The organism is Citrobacter sp. Cb041 (genome assembly GCF_030336655.1).
Classification (GTDB): Bacteria; Pseudomonadota; Gammaproteobacteria; order Enterobacterales; family Enterobacteriaceae; genus Citrobacter; species Citrobacter braakii.
Genome location: NZ_JAOWDD010000028.1, coordinates 636,576 through 655,797 on the forward strand (window position 1 = coordinate 636,576; position 19,222 = coordinate 655,797).

The window sequence follows — 19,222 nt, forward strand, 5'->3', positions numbered from 1 at the left end:
CGCGACACAACAGGAGATAACAATGAACAGTGGACATCGCTTCCATGTGCCAACGCTGCACGCCTTTATCCAGGCCGTTTTTCACCAGATGGGAAGCAATGAGCTGGAGGCGCGGCTGGTAGCAGATCATCTGATAGCCTCTAACCTCGCCGGCCACGACTCCCACGGTATCGGCATGATCCCAAGCTATATTCGCTCATTTTCGCAGGGACACCTGCAGATCAACCGCCATGCCAAAGTGGTCAACGATGCGGGAGCGGTGATTACGCTTGACGGCGACTGCGCATTTGGTCAGGTGGCGGCCCACGAGGCAATTACGCTTGGGATCGAAAAAGCGCGCCAGTACGGTATCGCTGCCGTGGCATTACATAATTCGCACCATATTGGACGCATTGGCTACTGGGCGGAGCAATGTGCGGCGGCGGGTTTTGTTTCGGTGCACTTTGTGAATGTGGTAGGGATCCCGATGGTCGCACCGTTTCATGGCCGCGATAGTCGATTTGGCACTAACCCCTTCTGCGTGGTGTTCCCGCGTAAAAATACGTTCCCGTTGTTGCTGGACTATGCAACCAGCGCCATCGCGTTTGGCAAAACTCGTGTGGCATGGCACAAGGGTGAGCCGGTGGCTCCGGGATGCCTGATTGATGCTAATGGGGTACCCACAACCGATCCTGCCGTAATGCAGGTCTCTCCACTGGGGTCGTTGCTGACCTTCGCCCAACACAAAGGTTATGCGCTGGCGGCAATGTGCGAAATTATGGGGGGAGCGCTTTCTGGTGGTAAAACCACACATGAAGAGAGCCTGCAGACCAGCGCGGACGCCATCATTAACTGTATGACGACCATCATTATGAATCCGGAACTGTTTGGCGCGCCGGACTGCGACAACCAGGTCGCGGCATTTGCTAAGTGGGTGAAAGCGTCCCCCCATGCTGAAGATGCCCCGATCCTGTTGCCAGGGGAGTGGGAGGTGAATACTCGTGAAGAACGGCTGGAGCAAGGTATTCCGCTGGATGCCGGAAGCTGGCAGGCGATTTGCGAGGCGGCGTTGCAAATAGGGATGCCAGACGCCATGTTGCAGGAATTCCGTCAACGACTGGAACACTAAGCAAAAAAAAGCCCGTCCAGTGGCGGACGGGCAAACAAAGGGTAACAAACAGGGTCAATGAGGGTTGGAGCATTGGGTCGTACAGGTAATCTTTCGGTTATTTATAGATAACCGCGGTGCCGCTCATTTTGTCTTTGCCGATAGCAGAAGTGATGCTGTAACCCGTTGCGCCAGCAGCGGTCGCTTTTTCAGCCAGTTTTGCTTCCAGGCCGTCCAACGTGGTGGCGCCGTCAGCAGATACCACACCAATTTTGTTCATGTTTTGCGCCTGAGTAGAGGAAACTGGCTCGGCAGCAAAAACGCCAAATGACAGGGTAGACAGAGCGATGGCGGCAACAGCAAATTTGATATTTTTCATGATTAATTTCTCGCAGGTTTGTTCTGTTAGTCAGTGTTCTTTAAGAAGACGTTGTTTCGTCGATGTGAGAAGTATCACGTTTTTTTATGCGAGATAAAATCGAATAGAATTGACGACATCAATCAAAAAAATTGAATGACAAATAACTTATTGAATATTAATAAATTCGAAAGAGGGATTTACAGTTCTTGTCATTGCGCTTTACAGAGAAACCGACAACGGCACATTTTGCTACACAGAGTGCAAAAAAGCGTGCTCGTAAAGGAAATCGTATGCGCTGAAACTTTCGGTAAAGATAAGTCAACGTAGCTGGCTGTCTTTCGAACCTCTGCGATTATATCCTGAAAATGCTGCGCTATGTGAATCTTTATCCTGCTGGCATGTGATGCACAAGCGTACGCCGGGCACCGCCTTCCGTCTGGCCTGAGGGATTGGATTGCCACATTCTTCGCATTCATACAGACTTTCCCCCGTCGGTAACTCACCGCGGGCGCGGGCAACAGCATCTTCAATAGTATTGTTGATCTGTTCGTTAACAGCGTCGTCATTTGCCCATCCGGATGCCATACCTACCTCCTGCTGATGTCTACAAAATAAGTATAGCGAATGTGATGGCTGAAAAACGACCACGCGTCAGCGGTATCAGATTTCGGACCATTCGCGCAGCAGGTTATGGTAGAGATTGAGAAGCGACAGGATCTCGCTACTCTCCCCATGACGTGTCTTCAGGGACTGGATGTTTTTATCCAGTTCAAAAAGCATGGCGCGATTTTTATCGTCCCGGATCATCGACTGGATCCACATAAAGGATGCCACCCGAACCCCACGGGTCACCGGCGTAACGCAGTGCAGGCTGCTGGAAGGGTAAAGTACCAGATCGCCTGCCGGAAGTTTTACCGCATGCTGGCCGTAGGTGTCATTGACCAGCAGCTCTCCTCCCTCATAATCGTCGGGATTACTCAGGAATAAGGTGGCGGAAAGATCTGTGCGCATCCAGCCGTTTTGCGGATGACTACGCACCGCGCCGTCAACGTGAAAACCGTAGGTCTCGTTGTCCTGGTAGCGATTGAACAGCGGTGTGGAAAGCGTTTTCGGTAATGCAGCGGCGAAGAATAACGCGCTGTTGTTCACCGCGTTTTGTACCGCCTGTTGTAAAACGCCGTAACGCTCACTTTGCGTATCCACCTGCTGGTTGTTTTTAACCTGCGCGCCCTGAGCTCCGGTGGTTGCTCGGCCATCAACCCAGTCGGCAGCGTCCAGTTGTTCGCGAAACCAAGCGACATCCTGCGCCGACAGAATGCCGGGAATGTGATACATCATCAGTGTTTCTCCTGAAAGTGGGGCTTACGCCCCACGTAAAAGATCAGAAATGCATATTTGCCGTGAGCAGGAAGGTTCTTGGCTCGCCCGGATGGTAACGGTATCCGCTCTTGTTAATGGAGGATACATAATCGGTGTCGAACAGGTTATAGACGTTCAACTGGAAATCGAGATTGCGATTCACGCGATAACCCAGTTTCGCGTCGGCGACCCAGTAACCTTCGGTGTAGGATGGCGTACCCACGGCCCCGTCGGAACCGCGATGCATACTGCCCACGTAGCGAGCGCCCGCGCCAACGGAGATATCATCGGTAGCCTGATACTGGTTCCACAGCGTGAACGCATGTTCTGGCGTGTACGGCAGGGATGAAGAACCATCCTGAGCAACGTTTTTGCCGCTGTGGATCGTCGCGCGCTGCTGGGTGTAACCCCCAATAACCTGCCATGCGGGAGTGATGTTCCCTGCTACCGAGAGTTCGTAACCTTCAACGCGCTTCTCCCCGTACTGGGAATATGTGCCGTCGTCGTTCTGCTCAACTTCGTTCTCAATATCCGTACGGAAAATCGCGGCAGTTAACAGCAGGCGCTTATCCAGCACCTCCCATTTGGTGCCGATCTCGCTGGTTTTCGCTTTCTGCGGTTTGAAATCGGTACGGTTCGCACTGTTACCACTTCCGCCCTGAGCGAGGGCAAAGTTGCTGCCGCCCGGCGGTTGCTGAGAAACGGCGTAGTTAATGTAAACGTTACCGTTATCGGTCAGATGATACAGCGCGCCCGCTTTCCAGTTCACCAGATTGCCTGATTTGGCAGTATCCACGGTGGTGACCGGAGAACCTTTCGCCACGCCTGTCGGACACGCGACCGCGCCGCGACCAGAAGCGCCGCAAGCGGTGGCGCTGTCATATTCCGTGCGGTAATTGTCGAGGCGAATACCACCGTTCAGTTCAAACTCACGGGTAATCTGTAGCGTATCAAAGGCGTATACACCGAAGGTATCGGTTTGCCCGTTAGCATTAGCGCCGTTACGAGACAATCCGCCGATATTCACATTGCTGTCGGGGTGATAGATATTTACCGGCGGCGGGGTGATCGGGTTTACACCATAGTTGGTTTGCGTTTCACGCGTTAGCTCCACGCCGGTGCTGATGTCGTGACCGATGGCTCCCGTGTAAAATTTTGAGGTCAGGTTGGTCTGGTTGGTCAGGATCTTATTGCTGACATCTTTGGTATTTGCCAGGCGTGACCAGGTCCAGGTGTCGACGCTGCTGGAGGGTTGAGTGATGTTAGTCGCGCCGCCCATCACCGCCGTCATCAGATAATCCTGCTTAATGCGTGACCAGCGGGTGGTGTTGCGAATAGTGGTGCTGTCGTTCAGGTCATGTTCAAAACGCATCGTTGCGGTATCGGTCGTTGAATCGTCGTAATCCGAGTTGGTACCGTAGAAGTTATGCGTATCCACTTTTCCTGACTGATTCAGTGCAGCAGTCCCCGCGGAAGGCGCGGAATATCCCGGCAGACCGATGGTGGGGACACCACCATCCGGGGTGTTGTGCTGGGTGACATGCAGATAGTTCAGATACAGTCGGTTCTCAGTGCCTAAGCCAAAGGCGAGGGAGGGGGCCACACCATAACGTTCATTCTTAACGTTATCGCGACCGGCATCATGCGTTTTTTCACCCATCAGGTTTAACCGTGCAGCGGTGGTCTCGCCGATGACCTGGTTAATGTCCAGCGTACCACGGCGGAACCAGGCGCTACCGACGCTGGCCGAGGCATCGATCCCTGAGTCAGTGCGCGGCTGTTTGCTGATCATATTGATGGAGCCCGTTGGCGCGCTACGGCCATAGTCGGTGCCGGAGGGGCCTTTGATCACTTCAACCTGTTCGGTATTGAAAGTGTCGCGCGTAACGCTGCCAATATCTCGGATACCGTCGATATAAATACTGTTCGAGGTATCCGCACCACGCATGTACACCGCGTCACCGGTGGTGGAGTTACCGTTCTCACCGGCGAAAAACGCGCCAACGCCCGGTACGTTTTTCAGCGCATCGGTCAGATTGGTTGCACCTTGATCCTTAATCACCTGCTCAGAAATCACTGTCATGGTGCGGGTTGTATCCGCTACCGGGCGGGAGAACTTAGGGTCGGCAGACTGCGTTGGGGCGTATAACGAAGGTTTGGCCGCTTCAACAACCAACGTATCTTCTTGTTTTTTATCTTGATCGCCCGCGGCGACAGCCTGAGCTACCGGAGACAGGCCAATACACAGACCGGCAAAAAAAGTCAGTGAATGAAAACTACTGGCAGGCAAATTGCGATTTTTATCCATGTTAGTGAGTGACTTATTATTTTTTGAGTAGACGGTTTCACTCGCGCGAAGGGACATCTCTGTGGATGTTATACCCTGCAGGCCTCGCGGGAGTGAATGTGTAATTGATAATGATTTTGATAAGCATTACTAATCAGTGCGACGTTTTAGCATTCATTAATTCAAAAATAAATACATTTATTTACATTGGATTCAAAATTGCTACACGATGATTACAATTTGAGCGGTGAACGACGTGAACAGCAGGTAGCAAACTGCATTCGGGGTGAATGCAGTTGGGCTAAGGTGAGGGACTACTTATAGATAGTTGCGCTGCCGTACATCTGGTTTTTACCGCCCGCAGAATTGACGACAAAGCCTTTTGCGCCTTGCTCTTTCGCTTTCTCTGCCAGCTTGTCTTCGAGATCGCTCAGGTTAGAAGCTCCGGTAGCGAAAACAGTGCCGGAAGCTTGTAGCTGGCCGGTTTGAGGGCTGGTGTAGGGCTGTGCAGCAAAGGACGCAAATGTCATGCCGGTCAGTACGGTAGCGGCAAGGAATGTGAGGCATTTCTTCATGGTGATATCCTCTGAGAAACAACAGGTCGTGCCTGATAAGTTTAGGCCGTCAGCGGATGACATTTACCGCAAAAAACTGGTGATGAGCTGTCTGTTTTTTGAACAATCAGCAAGCCATCAAATAGGTATAAAAAAAGCAAATTTCCTTGCTGTGTGTTTACCGCGTGGCGTTATGCGGGTATCTTACGCCGCTGTTAAAAGGAGAATGCTATGTCCCCCCAGAAACCGGGATTACACCCACGTAACCGCCACAATGGCCGTTATGATCTTGCGACTTTATGCCAGGTTACACCCGAGTTGACGCAATTTCTCACCCTCACGCCAGGCGGCGAGCAGAGTGTTGATTTCGCGAATCCGCAGGCAGTGAAGGCGCTCAATAAAGCACTGCTGGCGCATTTTTATGCGGTGAAAAACTGGGATATTCCAGACGGTTTTCTGTGCCCGCCGGTTCCTGGTCGCGCTGACTACATTCACCATCTGGCCGACCTGTTAGGTGAAACCAGCGGAACCATTCCGGCAAATGCGAGCGTGCTGGACGTGGGAGTTGGGGCAAACTGTATTTATCCGCTGATCGGCGTGCATGAATATGGCTGGCGATTCACCGGTAGTGAGACCAGTAGCGAAGCGTTTAACAGCGCTCAGGCGATCGTAAATGCCAATCCGAGGTTAACTCGTGCTATTCGTCTGCGTCGCCAGAAAGATGCTACGGCAATCTTCAACGGTATCATTCACAAGAATGAGCAATATGAAGCCACATTGTGTAACCCGCCTTTCCATGATTCTGCGGCTTCAGCCCGCGCCGGAAGCGAGCGCAAACGTCGTAATCTGGGGCAGGATAAAGATGATGCGCTGAACTTTGGCGGGCAGCAGCAGGAGCTGTGGTGTGAAGGCGGTGAAGTGGCGTTCATCAAAAAAATGATCGCCGAAAGCCAGGCCTTTGGCCGTCAGGTGATGTGGTTCACCACGCTGGTTTCGCGTGGTGAGAATTTGCCTCCGCTGTACCACGCGTTAACGGATGCGGGTGCGGTGAAAGTGGTTAAGAAAGAGATGGCCCAGGGGCAAAAGCAGAGTCGCTTTATTGCCTGGACCTTTATGGATAACGATCAGCGTCGCCGTTTTATGGCGCGTAAACGCTAAAGCGTTGGCTCGGTTGGCGGCAGCGGTTCGCTTGCTGCCGACGCAGGGCCATTCACCGGTGCAGGCAAGACCTGATAGGTCTGTACCGGCGCGCGTACGTTGGCCAGATCGAAGTATTTCTTCACCTGGCTGTCTAGCGCGAAACGTACCGTCCACTGTTTCAGCGGTAATGTGGTAAATGAGACCCGTAGCGTGAAGGCCGTATTGGTTAACCCCACAATCCCGGCAAACGACGGCTCGCCAATAATCAGCCCGCGAATATCGTCCTGTTCCATCACTGCAGCCACAGCGTCTTTCAACGCCTGATTCGCTTTATCTGCATCCTCATGGCGGTCTACGTCGTAATTGGCGACGACCGATCCAATCCCGCGCACAAAGTTGGCGAAGGTCGTTATCGATGACCAGGGAATGATATGGTACGCCCCGGTGTCCTGACGGACGCCCACAGAGCGGATGGACATCCGTTCAACCGTACCGGTGAGTGGACCGATGGTCACCAGGTCGCCGGTGTTCATGCCATTTTCGAACTGAATAAAGATCCCGGTAATAATATCTTTTACCAGCGTTTGCGAGCCGAAAGAGATAGCCAGCCCCAGCGCCCCGGCCCCGGCCAGTAAGGGTGCGATATTGACGCCAATTTCGGATAGCACAATCATGATGGTGATCGTGCTGATGATCACCGCCAGCGCGTTGCGAAACAGCGTCAGCAGGGTGCGGGTACGGGCGCTGGGGAGCGGGCGACCGTGAATATCGGAAGCCAGACGATTTTCAATCAGGCTGGCAAGGATCGTCCAGCCGATGGCGGAGAAGAATAAAATCAGCGCGATACGGATCAGGATATCCACCGTTTTTTCTCCTGCGCCGTAATGCAGCCAGTTCCAGAAGTCGAACAATCCCCAGGCATTCAGTAGCAGCATTACCGCGACGCACACCGTCAGGATCCTGGCCACGCTTAGCGCCGTCGACAGCCAGCCATTCAACCGTTTTTGTAATTCCGGATAGCTGCGCTGGGTGTGTGGCGAAAGGGTAATAGTTTTGGCTATCCAGCGGGAAAGCATACCGGAAACAAAAGCGGCGATCCCAATGATCACCAGGCTGCGCAGCGTAGCGCCCATCATGAATTTCAGGCTGTTGCCAGGATCAAACAGCGAGAAGAAAAACAGCACAATGAAGTAGGCGCTGGCCAGCCAATGCCATACCAGTGCAAAGGCGCGGATAAACAGGCTGAAAAACGCTAACGATCTTTCCGCCAGATTCAGCAAATGCTGCGTTATCTCTTTCTTGTTTCTGAAAATCAGGTACAGCGCCCATAGCGTGATACACAGCATGATGATGACGTTTGCCATCGCGCCGACCTGCACGTTGACCTGATTCGAGATAATGGGAACGGCAACGATAAGTCCGTATCCAATCAGGCTGCTCAATGAACTTAAACGGCGATTCCAGTAGCGCGCACCGGCATCCTGAATGTTAAACGGGCGCAGTTCGGCCACCGTTGGGCAAAATATCAGGCGCAGAATGGCTTTGAAGAACTCAATCAACGCAAAGGCATTGAGAAACAGGCTTTGCTGAAAGGCGATAGTGCGGCTACCGGCGTTCATTCTGTCACTCAGTATCTGCCCGACAAACAAAGTCAGCGCCAGCAGAAGCAAATCGATAATGAATGCGCCGACGATCATCGTCGGAAGCTGGAGCCAGTTGCTGCGTTCGCGGTTTTTCCGTCGTGCCCATTGCCCCATTTTGCGATACAGCGGCAGCGCGCACAGGCGAAGCAGCCAGAAAAAACCGAACACTGACGCCGCCAGCATTAAAAAATGGGTCAGGGCATTGGTGAACGTTTGCGGGTTGAAGGTCTTGTGTGGTGCATCGGTAATATTGCGGTAAAGCTGAGCAAAGCGGCTGGAGAGCGCCTCACCGTAGTGGCGGGTGACATCCGTGACGTTTTCCAGCACCGTTTTTTCTTCCGTTAACGTGGGCGGAACAATGGTTGGCACCGGTTCGGCAGGGGGCGCTGTCGCCACTTTGCGTAACTGACCGATCAGTTCCTGGCGCGAGGCATCATTTTCCAGCACATCAGCCAGTGCGCCGTAGGCCGCTTTCTTCTGTTCAACATCCGGCTCTTTCGCCGGCGCGGTTTGCGCGTTGGTTGACGTTGGCGTAGTGACGCCAGGTATCGTCACCGCCTGAGTCGGGAGACTCACCAGACAAACAAAGATGAACAGGATCCAGCGCATGACTCCTCCCATGAGAAAATAAATTCAAAAGGATAAGTATAGATGTCAGGGCGGGGGAGAAATGAAATGAGAGGATTCTGGTGAAAAACCTCCCTTCAGGCGAAGGGAGGGAGAGCTATCAGGAAACGTGCTGCAAGAATTCCTGTAAACGTTGGCTGGGCGGATTTTCAATCAGGGCCTGCGGATTACCGTCTTCGGCAATACGTCCCTTATCGATGAAAATCAGGCGTGAAGCCACTTTTTCGGCAAAGCCGATTTCGTGGGTCACAATGACCATGGTCATCCCTTCCTCCGCCAGATCCTGCATAACTTTCAGAACTTCGTGGCGCAGTTCCGGGTCCAGCGCTGAGGTTGGCTCATCAAACAGCATCATTTTCGGCTTCACCGCCAGCGCACGGGCGATCGCCACACGCTGCTGTTGACCGCCAGACAGTTCAGAAGGGTAGTGATGCGCACGCTCGGCCAGACCTACTTTCGCCAGCAGTTCTTTAGCCAGTTTCTCGGCCTGTTCTTTATTCGCACCGCGTACGCGCTGCGGTCCGAACATGACGTTTTCCAGCGCCGTCAGATGCGGGAACAGGTAGAACTGCTGAAACACCATCCCGGCTTCCTGGCGGATTAACCGCTCGTCTACCTTTGGATCGTTTACCTTCAGACCATCGACGATCAGATCGCCAGAGGTTATCTCTTCCAGTTTGTTAATGCAGCGCAGCAGGGTTGATTTGCCGGACCCGGATGGTCCGATAATTACCACCACTTCGCCCTGCTGAATGTTCAGGTCAATATTGTGCAGCACCTGGGTTGGGCCAAAGTGCTTAGAAACGTTTTTAAATTCAATCACAGGATTTTCATCCTTCTTTCCAGACGACGCAGAATGAAGCTCAGCACCAGCGTAATGATCAGATAGAACACCGCAACGGCGCTCCAGATTTCCAGTGCGCGGAAGTTACCGGCAATGATTTCCTGGCCCTGACGGGTCAGTTCAGCTACGCCAATGACAATAAACAGCGAGGTATCTTTAATGCTGATGATCCACTGGTTGCCCAGCGGTGGCAGCATACGACGCAGCGCGAGAGGTAAAATAACGTGGCGGATAGTCTCTGTACGTGAAAGCCCAAGCGCCAGTCCGGCTTCGCTGAATCCTTTATGGATTGAGAGCACCGCGCCGCGGGTGATTTCCGCAATATAGGCGCCGGAGTTGATCATGATGGTGACAACGGCGGCGCTAAAGGGATCAATGCGTAAATCGTTAAATGCCATTGGCAGGGCAAAGTAAATAAACATCACCTGCACAACGATTGGCGTACCGCGAATGACTTCGATAAACACCAGCGCTACGTGATTGGCTATCCAACCGCCGAAAGTACGCGCAAACCCTGCTGCAAGCCCGATTATCAGACCGCCTGCCAGACCGAGGACCGAGATCCACAGGGTCATTTTGGCGCCTTCAATCAAAAGCGGGATGGCGGGCCAGATGGCACTCCAGTCAAACTGCATATTTCGTTCCTGTTACCGTGGTGAGAAAAGTAATGAGCCATAACGCGATGACTCAAAATTGCAGGCCCGGCGGCGCTGGCGCTACCGGGCGTTACAGAACGTTCTTGTTATTTAGGTTCGGTACCGAACCATTTTTTGTAGATTTCGTTGTATGTGCCGTTCTCTTTCAGCGTTTTCAGCGCGCCGTTCACTTTCTCGCGCAGTTCATCGCTGCCTTTCGGGAAGGCGATACCGTACTGCTGGGCTTCCAGGGATTCGCCTACAGCTTTGAACTGACCGTTGCCAGCGGTTTTGATGAAGTAAAGAATGTTTGGCGTGTCGTGCAGCACGGCGTCTGCGCGGTTGGTGCCCAGTTCCATATATGCGTTATCGATATTCGGGAACTGACGCAGATCTTTGGTTTTGATGTTAGCTTTCGCGTAATCAACGGAACCCGTGCCGCTCTTCACTGCGACGACTTTACCATCCAGATCTTTCACGCTTTTCACGTCGTTATTATTCGCTTTGACCATCACTAACAGACCGCTTTTGTAGTAGCCGTCAGAGAAGTCGATCGCTTTTTTACGCTCATCAGTGATGGTGATACCCGCCAGCGCCAGGTCGATATTCTTGGTTTGCAGAGCCGGGATGATGCCGCTGAAATCCATTGGTTTCAGTTCATAATCCAGCTTCAGTTCTTTGGCCACGGCAGCCCACAGATCCACATCAAAACCAACGTATTTGTCACCCTGTTTGAATTCGAACGGTACAAACGCGGTGTCGGTTGCGACAACCAGTTTCTTATCTGCGGCATGGGAGGACACCGCAAAAGCCAGGGTAAGTGCAGCCAGTGAGACTTTTAATACAGACTTCATAGGATTTCCTTTTATATCCACGGGGCGATCCCCTGCGAGAACATATGGCTTAATGAAAAAATCGTGCCAGTTTTGCAACTCATTGTTTTAACAAGAGGGTGTCTCGTTTCTCTGCACAATAAGTAGGGCAAAGTGGGTAATCTGCACTGTTTTGGGGCACTCATTTGGTGCGTACCTGACACGGTGCAAACGGTATGACTATTTAGCGTAAAAATTGTTGATAAAACAATCTTTCGTTAACGATTGTGTGAAGTGATTATTACAAATAATTTACTTTGGAGTGACGAACGATCAATGTCATGCACCATAGATGTGCAAAACCCCCGCCAGGGCGAGGGTTATATAGGTAATTCTTATGTCTGCTGTTATTCAATGTTGGCTTCGATAAACCACAGGAATTTGTCGAGGTCGCGTGAAGCGGCGGTGAAGATATCTGCTGTATCTTCGTCTTTTGCTTCGCTAATGGCTTTACGGACGCTGTTAGCGACGACGGCATAACGATCGGCCAGCTCTTTTAAGTGGTCCTGTACGCTATGGATTTCCAGCGGATAGCTTTTCAGAGGCGTTTTGCTGTTAATAACCTGGGTGGTACCCAATGCCACACCGCCTAACTGTACGGCGCGCTCAGCCATGGTATCGAGGTGATCGGTCAGAGCAGTACGGAAGCCATCGAGCATTTCATGCACAGCAATGAAGTTCGCGCCGCGCATGTTCCAGTGAGCCTGTTTGGTGATCAAAGACAGGTCGATGAACTGGATCACTTGCTGATTCAGCAGCTCTACGGTCGCTTTCTTTTCGCTATCTGTTACATCGTTGCGGGTATAAAGGAGGGCAGATGCTTTTGTTTTTACCAGTTTTGCGGTACTCATATTTTCATATCCTCTTGATAATTATGTCCCAGCTCTTCAACGGGAATAAGTATAGCGTGAATTTTGGATTTATTTTTCTGGTGTTACCTATCACTTTAATAGCGAAGAGAGGGGTTGGTTTGAAATAATCAATAAAATCATATGGATATGATGGTTATTAATGGAGGTGTGTTATTTTTATGTTAATGTAAAAATTTCAAGAAATATGCAGATGAGAAAATTATATTTATTAGAATAATTATCACGCAGATTTACGATTGGATATTCTGCATGATTATGCAAACCATGCAGAATATTAAGTGGTTAATTCACGTCAACTTGCTTAATTTGTGGTTCTTTGCGAATAGTGAGCGTCGAACCCATTGATGCGACAATAATGGCGCCCAGAGCGAGCGTCTGGACAAGCGTCAGCGTTTCACCGAGGAAGATCATTCCTGAAACCGCAGCCAGTGCGGGTTCCATACTCATCAGAGTACCAAAAGTGCGCGTTGGCAGCCGCGTCAACGCAATCATCTCCAGCGAGTAGGGAAGCGCAGTGGAGAGGACCGCAATGGCCAGGCCTAACGGCAGAATGGACCAGTGCCACAAGGCTTCCCCAGCCTGGAGCGCGCCGATGGGTACAAAAATCAGCGCCGCAATTAATGACCCTACCGCGACGGTCGCCGGACCATGTTCCGCGCCGGCACGCTGCCCGGTAAGAATATAGATTGCCCAGCAGGCGCCAGCGCCCAGCGCCAGCGCAGCACCGGTTAAATCCACGTGAGAAACGTCCTGACCTAACGGCAGCAGGAACCAAAGCCCGAGTACAGCCAGTGCAACCCAAATGAAATCCACCGGACGTCGGGATGAAAACAGCGCTACCGCGAGCGGGCCGGTGAATTCCAGCGCTACGGCAATTCCCAGCGGGACGGTCTGGATTGACAGGTAGAAGAGATAGTTCATCCCGCCCAGAGACAGACCATAAAACAGTAGCGGCAGGCGCTGTTCTTTGGCGAATCGCAAACGCCAGGGTTTAAAGAAGGCAATAAGGATGAGGGTGCCCAGCGCAAGGCGCAATGCGGTAACGCCCGGCGCACCGACGAGTGGGAATAGCGATTTTGCCAGAGATGCTCCGCTTTGAATGGAGGACATAGCAATAAGCAAAACCAAAATAGGCAACCAGACTGGCGCTTTACGTGACGACCCCGGCATCCTTTCTCCTGTCAAATGATAATTACACGCCTTCATCTGCGCGACGTTGCAAACTTGCTACGACACGGATGACGTGATGTATAGAAAAGTAAAACAGCGAGTGTAATGGAAATACGCACCGCTGGTTGAGTATTCGTTGAAAAAAAAATTGCTCAGTTCCGTACAATGGCATGAAAGTGATGGATTAATAATCTGTGTGATTAGGAATATTCTGGATGAATGTGCCATATTGTGCGCGCAATAATGGCATTTTAGGTTAGAAAAGTGATGTTAATTGAAAGAGATAGCGGGTTTCTGAAACGTTCTGTTACATGAAAGACCCCGTTAGACATCGCGAATCGCAAAGAGTTTCCCATCAATTTTTGGTATATTTAAAACTTAGGATTTACTTGAAGCACATTTGAGGTGGTTATGAAAAAAATTGCATGTCTTTCAGCACTGGCCGCTGTTCTGGCTTTCTCCGCAGGTACTGCTGTAGCTGCGACTTCTACCGTTACCGGTGGTTACGCTCAGAGCGATGCTCAGGGCGCAGCGAACAAAATGAACGGTTTTAACCTGAAGTATCGCTACGAGCAGGACAGCAACCCGCTGGGTGTTATCGGTTCCTTCACTTACACTGAAAAAGATCGTACCGATGCGTCTGGCGACTACAACAAAACCCAGTACTACGGCATCACTGCTGGTCCGGCTTACCGTCTGAACGACTGGGCAAGCATCTACGGTGTAGTGGGTGTTGGCTACGGTAAATTCCAGAACGCAGCATCCCCGGCTGATAACCACACCACCAGTGACTACGGTTTCTCTTACGGTGCTGGTCTGCAGTTCAACCCGATCGAAAACGTTGCTCTGGACTTCTCCTACGAGCAGAGCCGTATTCGTAGCGTTGACGTTGGCACCTGGATCGCTGGCGTGGGTTACCGCTTCTAATCACTTCGGTGATACAAAAAATCCGCCTCTCGGGGCGGATTTTTTTTGTGCGCAATTCAGAGATTAACGAGATTTGATCTCAAAGATGTCGGTACCCAGATGGTTGTAGTCCACCTTCTGCAATTTGAAGTTGGTGATGTACACCGGGCCAGCCTTTTTCTCTGAAATAAAGCGATAGCTGTTGGTGATTTCCTTCGCGCTTATCCCCGTCCACTGCGAGAAAAAGCTGAGGAAATCATTGGCGGAGCGACGGGCTTTAATCACCCGGTGCGCTTTATCATCGCTCGACAGCACCATAAATGGTACCTGGAAATTCTGCTGGAACTGATCGTCATGCGCCAGGTACTGCACCTCTTTCCCCCGCTCTTTAAACGCGAGGCCATGATCGGAGAAATAGACCATCGAGAAGCTGTTACCGCTGTTACGTAACTGATCGTAAAGCTGGCGCAGCAGGTCATCCGTCTGCGTCATGGTGTACAGATAGCAAGATGTCTCTTTCGACTGGACGAAAGTCTCGTATTTACCCTGCGTACGGTCGCAGGCCTGCGGATGCGAGCCCATTAAATGCAGCACGATAAGCTGTGGCTGAGTGCGCTCGGTTGCCAGCACCTGGGCGGTCATCTTCAACAACGCTTCGTCACGGGTATTTTTATCCGCTTCGAAATCACCGTTTTTGAGGAACTGAACTTCATCAGCTCGCTTCGCAATGCTGGCGATGGCCGTATCGTATTCACCAATCTGTCCCTGATTGGAGAACCACCACGTCTGGAATCCCGCGCGGTTGGCCAGAGTGACAAAGTTATCCTGGAACTGGGGTTTATTGTCGACCACCCGATTTAGCGTAAGGCCGAGTGATTTTTGTGTCGAACCGCTTGCCGCGATGTAATCCGCGAAGATGTAGCCGTTAACGGAACTGGCAAACGGGGTGTTATCCCAGTGGCCGCCAAAAGCGCCTAACGCATCGCGGCGGGCGCTTTCGCCGATGACCACCACGTAGGTATGATACTTCGGCTTCACCGCAGTTACCGTCCAACTGTCTTTCACGCTCGCCAGCTTCGCCATACGCTCTTGTTCGTCGAGCACTTCGTTGTTATTAACGATAACGTCCTTGGCAAAGCGGAAAACCGGATAGCCGGTGTCTTTCAGCTTGAACACGCCGCCCCAGGCCAGGTTTTGCACCGGGGTTACAAAGAACGCGACTACGCTGAACAGCAAACAAATGCTGTCGAACTTGTTCCAGCTACGCTGCTGCACCTCTTTTTTACGGCGTACGGCGATAACACCGAGGGCGAAAATAAACACCCCAACCAGATAACTGTACCAGGGGAAGATGGTCAGGATTTCAGTAGACTCTTCCATATTGGTTGAGTGCAGCGCCAGCAAGGTATTGAAGTTCGGTGAACCGTAAGCCTGGCCAAACGGGAAGTACATTGCCGCTACCAGCGAGCAAATGCCAATCAGCACTTTCTGCGCACGCGGCGCGCTGCGCCACAGCAGCATCAATATACAGGTGAAAGCAACGCTATAGAGCAGGCTAAGCGGATAGCCCAGCGCAAGGTTGATCAGCAGAGACTGTAAGAAATAGAGGCCAGTCCACGGACTAATCGCCCGGCTACGAGCAATGATTGAATCTTTGAGGGTTAAATTCATATGCCACTGTTACAAAAACGCCATGTGCTTACCCTGGCGCTAAGGGTCATTGCCTGCCTGAGAGAGCGAGAAGGGGGATAGGGTCCGCATCCGCGAGCCGCAATATATGCAGGGCTGCGAAAAGATAGAGTGTGTGCAAGAGAAGGTCAACTACTACTAAGAAATTGTTTTGCGAGGGGCGTGGCAAAACTGACAAAAAGAAGGGTTATTGGCACGAAAACGATCACCGTATCCGAGTTACGGCAGGAAAATGAAGCGGCGTACCGCGACGCCGCATTATTTATCTGCAGGTTTATCCTGCTCTGGTTTGCTGTTAATCATGTCGCACAGCATAGAGATCAGCATTAACCGTACTTTAAAGGGAGAGTGACTAAACACGCGTATACACCTCTTAAATTCATTCATATAAACCTCCTGACTTCACGATCCCATCAGTCCTTGAGGGATGTCTTTATTATATACAGATATAGCACAGGCTATATTATATAGCTATTGCTAAAACGTTAATTTTTTGTGCCCACGCAACTCTGGTTTACAATGAGCGTTCTCTAATCAGATGCCGTTAACGCGTCACAGTAACGAGGAAGCAGAATGAGTCGTCGCGCAGGTATGCCAACAACAAAAAAAGTGACGCAATTGGTGAATGTCGAAGAACACGTTGAAGGATTTCGTCAGGTCCGGGAGGCACATCGCCGTGAGCTGATTGATGACTACGTAGAGCTGATTTCCGATCTCATTATTGAGGTGGGTGAAGCGCGCCAGGTAGATATGGCAGCACGGCTTGGGGTTTCCCAGCCGACGGTTGCTAAAATGCTTAAGCGTCTTGCTTCAGTTGGGTTGATTGAAATGATCCCCTGGCGGGGCGTGTTTTTAACCGCAGAAGGTGAACGACTGGCTCAGGAGAGTCGGGAGCGTCACCAGATTGTGGAGAATTTTCTGCTGATGTTAGGTATCAGCCCGGAAATTGCCCGTCGCGACGCGGAGGGAATGGAGCATCACGTCAGTAAGGAAACGCTGGAGGCTTTTAGCCGGTTTACGCAACAGCAAGGTGCTGGCTCTGAATGAGTTTTCCTTTACTACGCGCCTTACAGCGCGATCGCTTTTTTCAGCTGTTAATCATCGTCGGGGTTGTACTGAGCCTGTTCGTGCCGTTTACGCCAAGGTCGTGGCCGGGGGCGATAGACTGGCACACGATTTTTACGCTTAGCGGCCTGATGTTACTGACCAAAGGCGTGGAGCTAAGCGGTTACTTCGATGTGTTAGGGCGCAAGATGACCCGGCGCTTTAACACCGAACGTCAATTGGCGATATTTATGGTGCTGGCGGCGGCGCTGCTGTCGACGTTTCTGACCAACGATGTTGCGCTGTTTATTGTTGTTCCGCTGACGATCACCCTGAAAAAATTGTGTGCCATTCCTGTAAATCGCCTGATTATCTTTGAGGCGCTGGCGGTAAACGCCGGTTCGTTGCTCACGCCAATAGGTAATCCGCAAAACATTCTGATGTGGGGACGCTCCGGCTTATCGTTTACCGCGTTTACCTGGCAGATGGCGCCGCTTGCGGGGACCATGATGCTGACATTGGTGGCACTGTGCTGGTTCAGTTTCCCGCATAAAGCTTTGCATTATCATACCGGTACGCGCGCGCCTGACTGGCAACCGCGCCTGGTGTGGAGCTGTCTGGGGCTGTATATCATTTTCCTGGCGGCACTGGAGTTAAAACAAGAGCTGTGGGGCCTGGCGATCGTCGCGGCAGGATTCATGGTGCTGGCTCGCCGCGTGATCCTCAGCGTGGATTGGACGCTGCTGTTGGTGTTTATGGCGATGTTCATTGATGTGCACTTGCTGACGCAGCTCCCGGCCTTGCAGGAGATTACCCACCAGATTGGCACGCTTTCAGCGCCGGGGCTTTGGTTGACGGCCATTGGCCTGTCGCAGTTTATCAGTAATGTTCCCAGCACGATTTTGCTGCTGAACTACGTCCCGCCAACGCTGCTGCTGGCCTGGGCGGTCAATGTGGGCGGTTTTGGGTTGTTGCCGGGATCGCTGGCGAATCTTATTGCTTTACGGATGGCAAACGATCGACGGATCTGGTGGCGTTTTCATTGGTATTCGGTGCCGATGCTGATATGGGCGGCGCTGGTAGGGTATGGTTTATTGCAGGTGATTTGAGGATTGTGCCCGATGGGGCTGGCGCTTATCGGGCCTACAGGTTAAGTAGGCCGGATAAGGCGAAAGGGCAGTTTTGATGCTTAGTTCAGACGAACCGGCATACCTGAACGGTTCTGTACCGCCTGCTCAACGACGGCCTGATCGACGTCAGACTGACCGGTGATGCTGGTAATGCTCTTGTTCAGCGTAATCGGTACGATTTCCCCGCCTTCGAACTGTGCTTCAGTGGTGGACAGTGGGTTGTGTACCTCGATGTAACGGCTGCCGTCTGGTTCAGTCGTGGCTTTTACCGGCTCATCGATAAACTGTACGCGGGTGCCGACCGGCACATTTTCAAACAGGAATTTGATGTCGTCGTTACGCAGACGCACGCAACCGTGGCTGACGCGTAAGCCGACGCCGAAGTTAGCATTGGTGCCGTGGATGGCGTACAGGCGACCGATATACAGCGCGTACAGGCCCATCGGGTTATCCGGACCTGCCGGAACAACAGCTGGCAGCGGTTCGCCCGCAGCGCGGTATTCCGCATGCATTTTTGCCGTTGGCGTCCAGGTTGGGCCCGCTTTTTTACGTTCTACTTTGGTGGTCCAGTTGATTGGCGTGTCTTTGCCCAACTGGCCAATACCGATCGGCAGAACAATAACGGTGTTGGTGCCTTTCGGGTAGTAGTACAGACGCATTTCAGCGCTGTTAATAACAATACCTTCATGCACGGTATCCGGCAGGATCAATTGCTGAGGTATGTTCAGTACGGTACCGCCCTTCGGCAGGAAGGTATCCACGCCCGGGTTGGCTTCCAGCATATTAGACAGACCCATCTGATACTCCGCCGCAAAATACTCCAGCGGTTGGGTGTTGCCTTCAGGAATAGTGATGACCTGGTTTTGGCCGATCAAACGGCTGCCATCGGTAGGCAGCGGGTACGTGACGGCAGAAGCGGTGTTACAAAAACCAACTATTGCGAGTGCCGCCGCGAAAAGCGTTGTTAATTTCATATTCATGTTCATGTATGCGAGATTCAGT

19 protein-coding genes are annotated in these 19,222 nt (G+C 51.9%); 5 read left to right on the forward strand and 14 right to left on the reverse strand.

Going from position 1 to position 19,222, the window contains the following annotated elements; translation table 11 throughout:
- The first annotated feature begins 22 nt into the window (after positions 1-22).
- On the forward strand, positions 23-1,108 hold the full coding sequence (locus tag OGV52_RS05540; RefSeq protein ID WP_287108190.1) for a malate/lactate/ureidoglycolate dehydrogenase: 1,086 nt from the start codon (positions 23-25) through the stop codon (positions 1,106-1,108).
- Between the two features lie 97 nt (positions 1,109-1,205).
- On the opposite strand, the gene ybiJ is transcribed toward OGV52_RS05540, so the two are convergent.
- The 5 genes from ybiJ to mcbA all read right to left on the reverse strand — a co-directional run bounded on the left by ybiJ (position 1,206) and on the right by mcbA (position 5,669).
- Positions 1,206-1,466, reverse strand: a complete 261-nt coding sequence (gene ybiJ, locus OGV52_RS05545; protein WP_016152363.1) for a DUF1471 family protein YbiJ — start codon at positions 1,464-1,466, stop codon at positions 1,206-1,208.
- A 300-nt stretch (positions 1,467-1,766) separates the two neighbouring features.
- Positions 1,767-2,033 (reverse strand): DksA/TraR family C4-type zinc finger protein, encoded by a 267-nt coding sequence (locus tag OGV52_RS05550; RefSeq protein WP_287108191.1) that lies wholly within the window; start codon positions 2,031-2,033, stop codon positions 1,767-1,769.
- A 75-nt stretch (positions 2,034-2,108) separates the two neighbouring features.
- Entirely contained in the window at positions 2,109-2,786 is a 678-nt protein-coding gene (ybiX, locus tag OGV52_RS05555; RefSeq protein ID WP_046274640.1) for a PKHD-type hydroxylase YbiX, read from the reverse strand.
- 43 nt (positions 2,787-2,829) lie between these two features.
- A complete protein-coding gene (locus OGV52_RS05560; RefSeq protein ID WP_287108193.1) occupies positions 2,830-5,115 on the reverse strand; it encodes a catecholate siderophore receptor Fiu in 2,286 nt (761 codons plus the stop codon).
- Positions 5,116-5,408: 293 nt separating this feature from the next.
- Entirely contained in the window at positions 5,409-5,669 is a 261-nt protein-coding gene (gene mcbA, locus OGV52_RS05565) for a DUF1471 family periplasmic protein McbA (RefSeq protein ID WP_016152367.1), read from the reverse strand.
- A 210-nt stretch (positions 5,670-5,879) separates the two neighbouring features.
- Here mcbA and rlmF point away from each other — a divergent pair, with 210 nt between their 5' ends.
- A complete protein-coding gene (gene rlmF, locus OGV52_RS05570) occupies positions 5,880-6,806 on the forward strand; it encodes a 23S rRNA (adenine(1618)-N(6))-methyltransferase RlmF (RefSeq protein ID WP_287108194.1) in 927 nt (308 codons plus the stop codon).
- Here rlmF and ybiO read toward each other — a convergent pair.
- The 6 genes from ybiO to rhtA all read right to left on the reverse strand — a co-directional run bounded on the left by ybiO (position 6,803) and on the right by rhtA (position 13,451).
- Complete coding sequence (gene ybiO, locus OGV52_RS05575) at positions 6,803-9,040, reverse strand: mechanosensitive channel protein (RefSeq protein ID WP_287108196.1); 2,238 nt, start codon at positions 9,038-9,040, stop codon at positions 6,803-6,805. The two genes, rlmF and ybiO, sit on opposite strands and share 4 nt — an antisense overlap.
- Positions 9,041-9,158: 118 nt before the next feature.
- A complete protein-coding gene (gene glnQ / locus OGV52_RS05580) occupies positions 9,159-9,881 on the reverse strand; it encodes a glutamine ABC transporter ATP-binding protein GlnQ (protein ID WP_003035246.1) in 723 nt (240 codons plus the stop codon).
- Complete coding sequence (gene glnP / locus OGV52_RS05585; protein WP_003035248.1) at positions 9,878-10,537, reverse strand: glutamine ABC transporter permease GlnP; 660 nt, start codon at positions 10,535-10,537, stop codon at positions 9,878-9,880. Before glnP ends, glnQ begins: the two co-directional genes overlap by 4 nt.
- Positions 10,538-10,644: 107 nt before the next feature.
- Positions 10,645-11,391: a glutamine ABC transporter substrate-binding protein GlnH gene (gene glnH / locus OGV52_RS05590; protein WP_016152370.1), complete on the reverse strand. Its 747-nt coding sequence runs from the start codon at positions 11,389-11,391 to the stop codon at positions 10,645-10,647.
- 365 nt (positions 11,392-11,756) lie between these two features.
- Complete coding sequence (dps, locus tag OGV52_RS05595) at positions 11,757-12,260, reverse strand: DNA starvation/stationary phase protection protein Dps (protein WP_287108197.1); 504 nt, start codon at positions 12,258-12,260, stop codon at positions 11,757-11,759.
- 303 nt (positions 12,261-12,563) lie between these two features.
- A complete protein-coding gene (gene rhtA / locus OGV52_RS05600; RefSeq protein WP_047501252.1) occupies positions 12,564-13,451 on the reverse strand; it encodes a threonine/homoserine exporter RhtA in 888 nt (295 codons plus the stop codon).
- Positions 13,452-13,862: 411 nt separating this feature from the next.
- Here rhtA and ompX point away from each other — a divergent pair, with 411 nt between their 5' ends.
- Positions 13,863-14,378 (forward strand): outer membrane protein OmpX, encoded by a 516-nt coding sequence (ompX, locus tag OGV52_RS05605; RefSeq protein WP_016152372.1) that lies wholly within the window; start codon positions 13,863-13,865, stop codon positions 14,376-14,378.
- A 63-nt stretch (positions 14,379-14,441) separates the two neighbouring features.
- On the opposite strand, the gene OGV52_RS05610 is transcribed toward ompX, so the two are convergent.
- Positions 14,442-16,028: a phosphoethanolamine transferase gene (locus tag OGV52_RS05610; protein WP_287108200.1), complete on the reverse strand. Its 1,587-nt coding sequence runs from the start codon at positions 16,026-16,028 to the stop codon at positions 14,442-14,444.
- A 276-nt stretch (positions 16,029-16,304) separates the two neighbouring features.
- A complete protein-coding gene (gene mntS / locus OGV52_RS05615; protein ID WP_016152374.1) occupies positions 16,305-16,433 on the reverse strand; it encodes a manganase accumulation protein MntS in 129 nt (42 codons plus the stop codon).
- Positions 16,434-16,619: 186 nt separating this feature from the next.
- Here mntS and mntR point away from each other — a divergent pair, with 186 nt between their 5' ends.
- Positions 16,620-17,093 (forward strand): manganese-binding transcriptional regulator MntR, encoded by a 474-nt coding sequence (mntR, locus tag OGV52_RS05620; protein ID WP_016156071.1) that lies wholly within the window; start codon positions 16,620-16,622, stop codon positions 17,091-17,093.
- A complete protein-coding gene (locus OGV52_RS05625; protein ID WP_287108202.1) occupies positions 17,090-18,199 on the forward strand; it encodes an anion transporter in 1,110 nt (369 codons plus the stop codon). Before mntR ends, OGV52_RS05625 begins: the two co-directional genes overlap by 4 nt.
- Before the next feature lie 80 nt (positions 18,200-18,279).
- Here the strand turns inward: OGV52_RS05625 and ldtB are convergent, their stop codons facing one another.
- Positions 18,280-19,200 carry a L,D-transpeptidase gene (gene ldtB / locus OGV52_RS05630; RefSeq protein ID WP_003035268.1) on the reverse strand — a complete coding sequence of 307 codons (921 nt, stop codon included), beginning with the start codon at positions 19,198-19,200 and terminating at the stop codon, positions 18,280-18,282.
- Positions 19,201-19,222: the final 22 nt, after the last annotated feature.